Annotated in this window: 10 protein-coding genes and 2 tRNA genes; 2 read left to right on the top strand and 10 right to left on the bottom strand. The window is 69.7% G+C overall.

What is annotated here, in order from left to right:
- Nucleotides 1-30: 30 nt before the first annotated feature.
- The 3 genes from H5393_RS02465 to H5393_RS02455 form a co-directional block, all read right to left on the bottom strand.
- A complete protein-coding gene (locus H5393_RS02465) occupies nt 31-1,473 on the bottom strand; it encodes a DEAD/DEAH box helicase (protein ID WP_370585904.1) in 1,443 nt (480 codons plus the stop codon).
- A gap of 197 nt (nt 1,474-1,670) precedes the next feature.
- Nucleotides 1,671-3,491: an ABC transporter ATP-binding protein gene (locus H5393_RS02460; protein ID WP_370585903.1), complete on the bottom strand. Its 1,821-nt coding sequence runs from the start codon at nt 3,489-3,491 to the stop codon at nt 1,671-1,673.
- Nucleotides 3,481-5,277, bottom strand: a complete 1,797-nt coding sequence (locus tag H5393_RS02455; RefSeq protein WP_370585902.1) for an ABC transporter ATP-binding protein — start codon at nt 5,275-5,277, stop codon at nt 3,481-3,483. The genes H5393_RS02460 and H5393_RS02455 overlap by 11 nt, the downstream gene beginning before the upstream one ends.
- A gap of 71 nt (nt 5,278-5,348) precedes the next feature.
- On the opposite strand from H5393_RS02455, the gene H5393_RS02450 reads away from it, so the two are divergent.
- Together H5393_RS02450 and H5393_RS02445 are read left to right on the top strand one after the other, a co-directional pair.
- Nucleotides 5,349-6,539 (top strand): anaerobic sulfatase maturase, encoded by a 1,191-nt coding sequence (locus H5393_RS02450; protein ID WP_182765378.1) that lies wholly within the window; start codon nt 5,349-5,351, stop codon nt 6,537-6,539.
- Between the two features lie 118 nt (nt 6,540-6,657).
- Nucleotides 6,658-7,821, top strand: a complete 1,164-nt coding sequence (locus H5393_RS02445) for a M20 family metallopeptidase (RefSeq protein ID WP_182765377.1) — start codon at nt 6,658-6,660, stop codon at nt 7,819-7,821.
- Between the two features lie 10 nt (nt 7,822-7,831).
- On the opposite strand, the gene H5393_RS02440 is transcribed toward H5393_RS02445, so the two are convergent.
- From H5393_RS02440 to H5393_RS02410, 7 genes are all read right to left on the bottom strand, one after another.
- Nucleotides 7,832-8,893 carry a peptidoglycan-binding protein gene (locus H5393_RS02440; protein ID WP_182765376.1) on the bottom strand — a complete coding sequence of 354 codons (1,062 nt, stop codon included), beginning with the start codon at nt 8,891-8,893 and terminating at the stop codon, nt 7,832-7,834.
- 63 nt (nt 8,894-8,956) lie between these two features.
- The gene (locus H5393_RS02435; protein ID WP_370585935.1) at nt 8,957-10,021 is read right to left on the bottom strand and encodes a UDP-N-acetylmuramate dehydrogenase; all 1,065 of its coding nucleotides are present in this window, start codon (nt 10,019-10,021) and stop codon (nt 8,957-8,959) included.
- 43 nt (nt 10,022-10,064) lie between these two features.
- A complete protein-coding gene (locus H5393_RS02430; protein WP_182765374.1) occupies nt 10,065-10,472 on the bottom strand; it encodes a MaoC/PaaZ C-terminal domain-containing protein in 408 nt (135 codons plus the stop codon).
- The gene (locus tag H5393_RS02425; RefSeq protein ID WP_182765373.1) at nt 10,465-10,896 is read right to left on the bottom strand and encodes a MaoC family dehydratase N-terminal domain-containing protein; all 432 of its coding nucleotides are present in this window, start codon (nt 10,894-10,896) and stop codon (nt 10,465-10,467) included. The genes H5393_RS02430 and H5393_RS02425 overlap by 8 nt, the downstream gene beginning before the upstream one ends.
- Before the next feature lie 77 nt (nt 10,897-10,973).
- Nucleotides 10,974-11,144, bottom strand: coding sequence for a 50S ribosomal protein L33 (gene rpmG, locus H5393_RS02420; RefSeq protein WP_076060775.1), 171 nt, complete (start codon nt 11,142-11,144; stop codon nt 10,974-10,976).
- A gap of 48 nt (nt 11,145-11,192) precedes the next feature.
- Nucleotides 11,193-11,268 (bottom strand) — tRNA-Met (locus H5393_RS02415).
- A 36-nt stretch (nt 11,269-11,304) separates the two neighbouring features.
- Nucleotides 11,305-11,377 (bottom strand) — tRNA-Thr (locus tag H5393_RS02410).
- Nucleotides 11,378-11,477 lie beyond the last annotated feature (100 nt).

The following is an 11,477-nucleotide window of genomic DNA, read 5'->3' as shown; positions in this document are numbered from 1 at the left end:
CTCTGGTACTTCCCGGCGGGGTGGGCCGGATCAGCGGCTGCGACGACGCCCGCCGCCGGCTGCGGAGAATGCTGCGGCGCCACCCACGCGCGGCTGGCCCTCGGTGCGACGGCCACCCCCGTCACGCTGCGAGCGCGGCTGTTCCCCGCTGCGCCGGCGCTGCGCACGGGGCTGTTCCCCGCTGCGCTCGCGCTGGGAACGAGGCTGCTCCCCGCTGCGGGAGCGCTGGCCGGACGGCTGCTGGTCGCCGCTCGCGGCACGGCGACGCCCGCCGCCGTTGCCGCCGCCGCGCTGCTGTTGTTGCTGGGGCTTGGCTTTGATGATGCCGCCGGGGAACTCGCGCTCCCCGGGCGCGATCTCCAGCAGCACGGGGTGCCGCTCGTCGGCGCGTGTGACGGTGGGCTTGACCCCTGCCTTGCGCGTCAGGTCACGCACGTCGCCGCGCTGTGCGTCCAGCATGAGGGTCACGACGGTGCCCTCGGCCCCGGCGCGCGCGGTGCGGCCGGAGCGGTGGGTGTAGGCCTTGTGCTCGACCGGGGGGTCGGCATGGATGACCAGAGCAACGTCGTCGACGTGGATGCCGCGGGCGGCCACGTCGGTGGCGACCAGGGTCTGGGCGGTCCCGGACTGGAACGCGTGCATGGAGCGCTCACGGTCGTTCTGGCTCATGTTGCCCTGCATCTCGACGGCGGGTACGCCGGCGGCATTGAGCTGGCGGGCGAGCTTCGTCGCGCGGCGCTTGGTGCGGGTGAACACCACCGTGCGGCCGGGCGCGGCGGTCAGGTTCACCAGGACCGGGAGGTGCTGCTGGTCGCTGACGTGCAGCACGTGGTGGTGCAGGGTCGGGACGGGCGAATCCGCGGAATCGGCCTCGTGGGTCTTGGGCTGGTGCAGGAACTGCTTCACGAGCGTGTCCACGGCCTTGTCGAGGGTCGCGGAGAACAGCATCCGCTGGCCGTTCGACGGGGTGGCCGACAGCAGACGGCGCACCGACGGCAGGAAGCCGAGGTCCGCCATGTGATCTGCCTCGTCGAGGATGGTGACCTCGACGGAGCCGAGGCTCACGTGGCCCATCTCGATGAGGCTCTCCAGGCGGCCGGGGCAGGCGACGACCACGTCGACGCCCTTCGTCAGCGCGACGACCTGGGGCCGCTCCTTTACGCCGCCGAAGACGGTGCGCGAGGTCAGCCCGGCGACGGCTGCCAGCGGGGCGAGGGCCTCGTCGATCTGGTTGGCCAGTTCACGGGTGGGCGCCAAGATGAGCGCGCGGGGGCGCTTGGGGGTGCGGCGGGTACCGCTCGCCATGAGCCGGGCGACCATGGGCAACAGGAACGCGTACGTCTTGCCGGAGCCGGTGCGGCCGCGGCCGAGCACGTCGCGGCCCAGGAGCGAGTCCGGCAGCGTCGCGGCCTGGATGGGGGTGGGGACGGTGATGCCGCGATCCTCGAGGACGGCGGCAAGCTGTGCGGGCACGCCAAGCGCGCCGAAGGACTGAGAAGTCAAAGGGTTCTCCCGATAGGGCGATGCAGCGGTTCTGCCCGGCGCGGAAATCTCATCCGCAGCGCGATGGCATCAAAGAAAAAGATCAGAGTTACCCGGAGCAGAACATCCGGGCGCTGTGTCCACAGTAGCGCGCGCAGCCCCAAACCCTCGCATCGGGGCCTTGGCGGCTAGGCCAAGGAGGCCAACCAGGCGGCGTGCAGGTCGGCGTAGCGACCCCCGCCGGCGATCAGTTCCGCAGGCGTGCCGTCCTCGACGATGCGGCCGTGGCTGAGCACCAGCACCCTGTCGGCGATCTCCACCGTGGAGAGCCGGTGTGCGATGATGACGGCGGTCCGGTCGGCGAGGATCGTCGACAGCGCCGCCTGGACGAGGCGTTCCGTAGGGATGTCCAGCGAGCTGGTGGCCTCGTCGAGGATCAGAACCCGCGGGTCGGCCAGCACGACGCGGGCGAAGGCGACGAGCTGGCGCTGGCCGGCGGACAACCGCGAGCCGCGCTTGCCCGTGTCGGTGTCGAACCCGTCCGGCATGGCCTCGACGAACGTGTGGGCACCGACGGCGCGGGCCGCCGCGACGACCTCGTCGCGCGTGGCGCCCGGGCGGCCGAAGGCGATGTTGTCGGCGATGGTGCCGGCGAAGATGAAGTTCTCCTGGGTCAGCAGCGTGACGTGCCTGCGCAGGGTGGCGTCGTCGAGGTCACGCACGTCGACGCCGTCGAGGCGCACGGCTCCCGCCTGTGGGTCGTAGAACCTGGCGATGAGCTTGGCGATGGTGGTCTTGCCCGCGCCCGTGGTGCCGACGAGGGCGACGGTCTGCCCGGCAGGGATGTCCAGGTCGAGGCCCGGGAGCACCGGGGCGTCCTCCACGTAGGAGAAGTGCACGCCGCCGAGGGTGACCGCTCCCCTGACGTCCGGCAGGGCGGCCGGGTGCTCGGGGTCTGCCACGTCGTCGTCCTCGTCCATCACGCTCGAGATCTTCTCCAGCGCGGTGAGCGCCGACTGCAGGGTGGAGATGAACTGGCTGAGGTCCTGCATCGGGTCGAAGAACATGCGCAGGTACAGCACGAAAGCGGCCATGGTGCCGATGGAGACGCTTCCCCCGGCCGCGAGGTAGCCGCCGGCGAGCACCACCAGCACGATGCCGAGGTTGCCGATGAACTGGATCCCGGGCATGGCGCGGGCGAAGATGCGCATCGCGCGTACGTTGGAGTCGCGGTAAGTCAGCGCGACGTCCTCGAAGATCTCGCCGGCCCGGGGCTCGCGGCGGAACGCCTGGACGGCCTTGATGCCGGTCATGGTCTCGATGAACTGCACGATGACGATGGCCGACTGCGTGCGGACGGCGCGGAACGCGCGTGTGGACGCGCCGGCGAACCACCGCATGAGGAGCAGGAGCGGCGGATAGCTGAGGAAGGCGACGAGGGCCAGGCGCCAGTCCAGGCTCAGCATGATGACGCTGGAGCCGACGATGGTCAGCGCGGCGATGATCACCACGTCGAGGCCCTGCAGCACGAGCTCCTGCACGGCCTCGACGTCGCTGGTCATGCGCGACACGGCGCGCCCGGAGGTGTAGCGGTCGTGGAAGCCGATGCTGAGCCGTTGGAACTTCTTGTAGAGGCGGCGGCGGAGATCCAGCAGGATGGCGTTGCCGATCCGGCCGGAGCTGCGCAGGAAGGTGATGCGGGCGGCCACCTGCACGACGATGGCGACCGCCATCAGGCCCAGGGTGGGGAGCAGCACGCTGTCGTCGGTGAGCCCGTCGTCGAGCACGTTGCGCACGAGGACCGGCACGACGAGACGGGCGGCCGCCTCGACGACCACGACGCCGACGAGGAGCAGCAGCCAGGTGCGCCACGGGCGGACGAGGGTGGCGAGCAGCCGGCGCGACGGAGCGCGCAGGCCTGCGGACGAGTCACGTTCCTCGTCGATCTCCTGCTTCACCCCCCGCCACGCGACGTTCGGGTCATCGGGGTGCTGCGGCTCAGTGCTCACCGTTGTCGCCTTCCAGCGAGATGGCGTAATCGGCCGACAGCAGTTCGCGATACTCCGGCACCGTCGCCAGCAGTTCGCTGTGCGTGCCGGTGTGGGCGATGCGCCCCTCGACCAGCATCGCCACCCGGTCTGCCAGGAGAACGGTGGACGCGCGGTGCGCCACGACGACCCCGGTGACCCCGACCAGGGTGGATCTGAGGGCCTCCTCCACCTCTGCCTCGGTGTGGATGTCGAGGGCGCTGAGGGTGTCGTCGAGCACGAGCACGCGGGGCTGGACGAGGATGGCGCGGGCCAGCGCCAGCCGTTGTCGCTGGCCACCGGAGAGGCTGAGCCCCTGCTCGCCGAGACGGGTGTCGAGGCCCCAGGGGAGGTCGTGCACGAACTCCGCGCGGGCCACCCGCACTGCTTCGGCGATCTCCCCCTCCGTGGCGTCGGGACGGCCGAGCGTGAGGTTCTCGCGGGCCGACATGGAGAACAGGATGGGGTCCTCGAACGCGGTGCCGATGAGGCTGCGCAGCTGCCGCAGGTCCAGGTCGCGAAGGTCCACGCCGTCGAGCAGGATCTGGCCGCCGGTGACGTCGACGAGGCGCGGGATCAGCGAGACGAGGGTGGACTTGCCGGAGCCGGTGCCGCCCACCAGCGCCACGGTCTCCCCCGGCGCGATGTCGAGGTCCAGGTCGCGCAGGGTGGGTTCATCGGCGTCGGGGAACTGGAAGGTGACTCCGCGCAGTTGCAGGTGCCCGCGCGGCTCCTCGATGGTCTTGTCGCCGCTGACGATGGTGACCGGCGCATCAAACACCTCGGCGACGCGGTTGGCCGCCGTCGCAGCCTCACGGGCGAAGGAGAGCAGGAAGCCGAGGCTGCCCACCGGCCACGCCAGGGACAGCAGCAGCGTCACGAACGTGACGGCCGCGCCGAGGCTGAGCGCGCCCTCTGACACCCCGTAGCTCACGCCGAACAGGACGATCAGCAACAGGACCGAGGGGAAGATCTCCAGCAGCGTCCAGAGCACGGAGGCCAGGTTCATGCGCCGCACGCCGCTCTCGGCGAGCGCGGCGGCGCGCTTGTCGAAGGCCTCGAACGAATGACCGGTGCGGCCGAACGAACGGATGACGCGCACCCCGTGCAAAGACTCCTCGGCTGCCGAGGCCACGTCGCCCGTCTGGTCCTGCACCCGCCGCGAGATGCGGCCGAAGCGGCCCATGAGAGCGAACACGGCGATGACGACGGGGATGACCGAGATCAGCACCGCCACGCCCACCTGCCAGAGCGTGACCACCATGATCCCGACCACCACGACGATGTGCAGCGAGCTCATCGCCAGCATCACCAGGCCGAACGACATGAAGCGACGCAGCAGACCGAGGTCGCTCATGATGCGGCTGAGCAGTTGGCCGGATTCCCACGCCTTGTGGAAGCCCAGCGGGAGGCGCTGCAACTGGTCGAAGAGGTCGAGGCGGATGTTGGCCTCGATGTGCGAGGTGGCGCGCGACATGATCCACCGGCGCACGAAGCTCATGAGCGCCTCGAAGGCCCCCACCCCCAGCAGCGCCAACGCGTACCAGAGCACCCCGACGACGTCGCCGCGGCGGATGGGCCCGTCGACGACGGCGCCGAGCAGCAACGGGATGGCGACGCTGGCCAGCACCTGGAGCGGGGCCAGCGCGAACGACGTGATGAACTGCGGCGCGAAGGGGCGGATGTAAGGGAGGAAGCGCAACACGTCTGCGCGCTTGGGTTGTGCCGCGGCCAGCGCATATCGGCGGGGGGACTCGGCAGGAAGCACCGGGCCACACTACCCGGTCGCGGCAACGGTTTCGGCGGCCAACGGGATGCTCCCCCTTGTAAGGTTGCGAGGTGATCCCGATCCCGTTCTCCGTCGTCAGCAAACCGACGGGGGCTGCCTGCAACCTCGACTGCACGTACTGTTTCTTCCTGTCCAAGGACCTGCTGTACGACGAGGACAAACGGCAGTGGATGTCGCCGGAGCAGCTGGACACCTTCATCCGGGAGTTCCTGGGGGGCCAGCCCGACGGCGAGGTCACGGTGGCCTGGCAGGGCGGCGAGCCCACCCTGCGGGGCCTCGACTTCTACCGGACGGCCGTCGAGCTCACCCAGCGCTACCGACGCCCGGGGCAGCGGGTGCAGCAGTCCATCCAGACCAACGGCACGCTGCTGGACGACGAATGGTGCAGGTTCCTGGCCGAGGAGAACTTCCTGGTCGGCCTCTCCGTCGACGGCCCGCAGCACCTCCACGACACGCACCGCGTCAACAAGGCAGGCCGCGGCACCCACGCGCAGGTCATCCGCGGCTGGGAGTTCCTCCGCAGGCACGGCGTCGAGACCAACATCCTGTGCACGGTGAACTCCGCCAACGGCGACCACGGGGCCGAGGTCTACCGCTACTTCCGCGATGTGCTGGGCGCAACCTTCCTGCAATTCATCCCCATCGTCGAGCGGGCCGGCTACGAGGCGCCCGACGGGAAGCGGTTGCTGTACCTCCAGCAGGGCAACGACGTCACGGACCGCTCGGTCGACCCCGGTCAGTGGGGCCGGTTCCTGAGCGAGGTGTTCGACGAGTGGCTCAATGCGGACGTCGGCAGGGTCTTCGTCCAGCACTTCGACGTGATGCTCGCCGCCCGCTTCGGGCAGTATTCGCTGTGCGTCCACTCCCCCGAGTGCGGCACCGCGCTGGCCGTCGAACACAACGGCGATGTTTACAGTTGCGACCATTACGTCGAGCCGGGTTACAAGCTGGGCAACGTGGCCGACGGCGGGTTCCAGCAGTACCTGCAGCTCCCGGAGCAGCGCGAATTCGGGCGGTCGAAGAGGACTTCGCTGACTGAGCAGTGTCGCCGTTGCCCTGTGCGCTGGGCGTGCCACGGCGGCTGTCCCAAGGACCGTTTCGCCACCTCGGCCGACGGCGAGCCCGGCCAGAACTATCTGTGCGAGGGCTACTACGGCTTCTTCTCCCACGCCGCCCCCACCATCGAGCTGATGGCCCGCGCCGTCGCCTCGGGTCGCCCGGCGTCTGACGTCAGGGGCTGACCCCGCCGGCTGACGAGGACCCCTGGCCGAGTGGGTACGGGGGTCTCGTGACGGTCACGCGACCAGGACGATGGTGCGTGAGCACCCACCATTGCCTTCTTCGGTAGCCTTGGCAGCTATGAGCCTGCTCGAGGAGCTGACTGCCGCCGTCGACGGCGTCCTGCCCGAAGCGGCCGCCCTCAGGCGCGCCATCCACGCCGATCCCTACATCAGCGGCGAGGAGGGGCCCACCCGGGACCGGATGGTGCGGGCCATGGGCTGGCTCGACTGGACGCCGGTCGCTGGGACAGGAGCCTGGGCCCGGCTGGGCCCGGCCGGCCCAGCCGTCGGGCTGCGCGCCGAGCTGGATGCCCTCCCGGTCATGGAGGCCACCGGCGTGGAGTGGGAATCGCGGCGCCCCGGCGTGGCGCACGCCTGCGGCCACGACGTGCACATGGCGGCCCTCTGGGCCGTGACGACCGCCGCCCGTGGCCTCGAGCTGCCCGTCGGCCTCGTGCCCGTGCTGCAGCCGCGCGAGGAGGTGACCCCGCCCGGCGCCGGTGACGTCGTGCGCTCCGGCCTGCTGGACGAGCAGGAGATCGAGGCGATGATCGGCGTGCACCTGCAACCGCAGGTGGACCGGGGCGTCGTCTCGACGGGGGCCGGCGCGGTCAACGCCGCCTACGACTCCTTCGAGATCGTGGTGCGCGGTCGCCCGGGTCACGGCGCGTACCCCCATGTCGCCGTGGACCCGATCAGCGCGTTGGCCACCATCATCGGCGAACTCCAGAGCCTGCCCGGCCGCATCATCAATCCCACGCACCCCACCGTGATCTCGGTGGGACAGATCGCGGGCGGCACCGCACACAACGTCATCGCGGACCAGGCCAGTTGCCAAGGCTCCATCCGCACCTACTCGGAGGCGGACCGGACGCTGCTGCACGAGGCCGTGGCACGGCTGGCGTCGGCGGTCGCGGAGTCGCGCGGCGGCCAGGCGACCACCCGCTTCGTGCGGGGCGGCCCGGCCCTGCTGAACGACCCCGGGCTGGTGAAACGCATCGATCCGTTGCTGCGCGGCCTGGGGTTGACGGTCGCGGAGACGCCGTTCCGGTCCTGCGGCTCAGACGACTTCGCGGAGTACGGCCGCGAGGCCGCCTCCGTCATGTGCTTCGTCGGCACCGGCCATGTCGACGGCGTCGGCCTCCACCACGGGGCGTTCCTGCCCGGGCGCGAGGCGCTGCAGTTGGCCGCGCACGCGTTCGCCGCCGGCTTCGTCGCCGCCGCCGCGTTGATAGCGGCGTGAGGCGGGGCGTTCAGCCGAGGAGGCGGGCCCACGTGGCGTAACTCGAGTGGCCGCTGCCCTCGATGCGGTGCAGTTGCTGGAAGGCGCGCAGCGCCTTGTCCGTGGCCGCGTCGAAGGAGCCGGTGATGGCGACACTGCCCCCCTTGAGCTGCAGATGGGTCTGGAGGACGCGGACGCCCTCGCCCTTCGCCCCGGACGCGAGCTCGGGCAGCAGCGCCTGCCACGTGGCGTCGTCCACCTTGCCGGTGACGGTGAGCTTCTGGGCCCGCTGGAACGCGCTGACGGCGGCCGTGGTCTGCGAGCCGTAGATACCGTCGACGCCGATGCCGGCCTCGAGCGTGTTCAGCAGCCGCTGCAGTGAGCGCACGGTGTCGCCGCGGCTGCCGACCAGCAGCTGGGGGAACATCGTGTAGGGGTCCACGGTGGTGACCGGCGGCGTCGGACCGTTGGGATCCATGCCCTCCGGGTAGCCGGGGCCCTGACCACGCAGGTTGTACTGGTACAGGTTGTGCGAGCGCATGATGCTGATGACCAGTTCCGAGTACTTCGGGTCCGTGGCGTAGCCACCCTTGCGGACCTCTGTGACGAACTGGTCCGGGTAGTCGACGTACTGGAAGGCCGGCGCATAGCGCGTCAGCGTCGTCAGCAGGCGGGCGAAGTCACGCGTCGAATCGAGCCAGCTCGCGTAGGTGCGGAACTCGTCGACGATGTAGTACTTGGTGCCGTCGGAGCGGTACTCGGCGGTGCGGATGGGCACGCAACCGGTCTGGAACGGCGACACCGTGGACGTGCACTTGATGTTGAACAACGTGTTGACGTCGTACACCACGCCGTCGGCGGTGACCTGACCGGTCATCGACGAGCGGCCCCAACCCGTCTCGAGGGCGGCCATGCCGATCGTCACGGAGGCTGGGATGCCGAACTCACGTTCGGTCTGCTGGGCGTCCTTGACCAGCTTCGCGATGAAGTCGCTGGCCGTGCTGCCCGCCGCTTCCTGCTGCCGCTGGAGCATCGGTACGGCCACGACGGCGAGCACTACTGCCACCGCCGCGAGCTTGAGCCATCGTTTCATCTGGAATCACCCTCCGGGAGGAGGCTAATGGCAGGGGCACGGCGCGCGGAAATATCTCAAGCATCACTTGAGGTCGGGCAACGCCGTTCCCACGAGGTTGACCTCCGGCACCAGACGGATCCCGAAACATGCTGCCACGCCGTCGCGGACCTCGGCGGCGAGAGCCACCAGGTCTGCGGCCGTGGCCGAGCCACGGTTCGTCAGGGCCAGGACGTGCTTGCCGGAGAGCCTGGCCTGGCCATCCCCGTGTCCCTTCGCGAAGCCGGCGTGCTGGATCAACCATGCCGCGCTGGACTTGATCCGGCCGTCCGCATCCGGGAAGCGCGGGGCCTCCGGCGGCAGCGCCGCCGCTTCGTCCGCGCCGAGGATGGGGTTGGTGAAGAAGGAGCCCGCACTCCAGGAATCGTGATCCGCCTCGTCGAGCACCATGCCCTTGGAGCGGCGGATGGCCAGGACGGTCTCCCGGACGCGGGTGGCGTCGACGCGCCCGCCCGGCGCGGTGTCGAGGCGACCTGCGAGTTCTGCGTAGCGGATGGGTGCCCCCAGGGAGCCCAACCGGAACTGGAACCCCACCTCCAGGACGAGGTAGCGGCCGGGCTCACGCTTGAAGCGGGAGGTGCGGTAGCCGAAGCCGCAGTCCGTGAGGGGGAAGGTGCGCTGCGCGCGTTCCTTCCTGTCCCAGGTGCGCACGGAGGTGATGGTCTCCGCGACGTCGGAGCCGTAGGCGCCGACGTTCTGGATGGGGGTCGCTCCCACGCTGCCGGGGATGCCGGACAGCATCTCGATGCCGCTCCAGCCGTTGGCGACGGTGTGGGCCACGAAGGTGTCCCAGTTCTCGCCCGCCGCGACACGGACCGCCGCTCCCCCGCAGTCTGAGACATCGGCGGTGATGCCGGTGGTGCCCACCCGCACGACAGTGCCGGGGAAGCCGGCGTCGCTGACGAGCAGGTTGGAGCCGCCGCCCAAGACCAGGACCGCCTCATCACGGCGGTCGCAGTCCGTGACGATGTCGATCAGTTCACGCTCGGTGCGCGCCACGACGAACCGCTCGGCCGGGCCACCCACGCGCAGCGTCGTGTGGCGGGCCAGCAGCGGGGAATCCGGGATGGGCGGGGCGTGGGTGTCGATCGCGACGCGGTCCAGGCTGCAGGACGCGGCCTCTCCCCCGGCCTCAGTCAAGGCGCACCTCGGCGCGCGCTGCGCCCAGCACCGCGTCGTGGCCGCAGGTGGCGGTGATGGCGAGCTTCGCCACCCCGTCTGCCACCTCTGTCACCTTGGCCGTATAGACCACCTCGGTGCCCTCATCGGTGTCCGGGACGACGACCGGACGGGTGAAGCGGACGAAGTAGCTGAGGACCCTGGCCGGGTCCCCCGCCCAGTCCGTGACGATCTTCAGGCCAGCGCCCATGGTCCACATGCCGTGGGCGACGACACCCGGCAGCCCGATGGCCTGCGCATGGCGGTCGGAGAAGTGGATCTCGTTGAAATCCGTGGAGGCACCTGAGTAGCGCACCACCGTGGAGCGGGTGACCTTGACCCTGAGTTCGGGCAGCTCGGTGCCGACGGTGACCTCACTCATCGCTGTCCTCCTGGGGGCGCGTGTGCATCAGGGTGGAGCGCGCCTCGCAGACCGCTTCACCGTCGACGGTGAGGTCCACCAGCACGGTGATCATCTCCAGGTTGCCCCGGTTGCGCACCTTCTCGATGCTCAGTTCGGCCACCACGGCGTCACCGGGGCGCAGCGGGCGGTGGAAGGCGAAACTCTGGTCCGTGTGCATGGTGCGGTTGAGCGCCAGTCCGAGTTCCTCGTCGCCGAACAATGCGCCCCAGGCCTGGGCCGCGATGACGGCGGCGAAAGTGGGTGGGGCGACGGGGTCCTCACCCGAGTAGGCGGGGTTGTCATCGCGCACGGCTGAAGCGAATTCGGCGATCTTGGCGCGGCTGACCACGTACGGCGGAGCGGCCGGGTAACGGCGGCCCACGTGTTCGGCGGAAATCGGCATGCCTCCTACGTTACCGCCCCACCAACGGCAACGGCCGCTCCCTCGACGGGAGCGGCCGTTGTGGTCAGCGGTAGGGATCAGCGGGTTTCGCGGTGCGCCTGGTGGGTGCGGCAGCGCGGGCAGAACTTCTTGAGTTCGAGACGATCCGGCGTGTTACGACGGTTCTTCTTCGTCACGTAGTTGCGCTCCTTGCATTCGGTGCAGGCGAGCGTGATGATCGGGCGGACATCCCCGGACTTCTTAGCCATGATCTTCCTTAGCTTGCGGCGCGTAGCGCGTGTTCTCTGCTGACAATGTGGTGACGAGGGCGGGAATCGAACCCGCGACACAGCGATTATGAGCCGCTTGCTCTACCGACTGAGCTACCCCGTCAGGAGTTCTTTCCCTGGTGGAGCAGGGAAAGAACAGAGCCCCCATGCGGAATCGAACCGCAGACCTTCTCCTTACCATGGAGACGCTCTGCCTACTGAGCTATAGGGGCCAGCCGACGACCAACAGTACATCACCCAATTCGGAGAGCACAAATCGGAGGTTCCCCCTTCCTGAGGCGCGTCTGGTCGGGTATTCCGGTCGGCCCGGGC

The organism is Tessaracoccus sp. MC1756 (assembly GCF_014164735.1).
Classification (GTDB): domain Bacteria; phylum Actinomycetota; class Actinomycetes; order Propionibacteriales; family Propionibacteriaceae; genus Arachnia.
The sequence above is the reverse complement of the archived record's forward strand: the minus strand, read 5'-3'. Positions and strand labels throughout refer to the sequence as shown.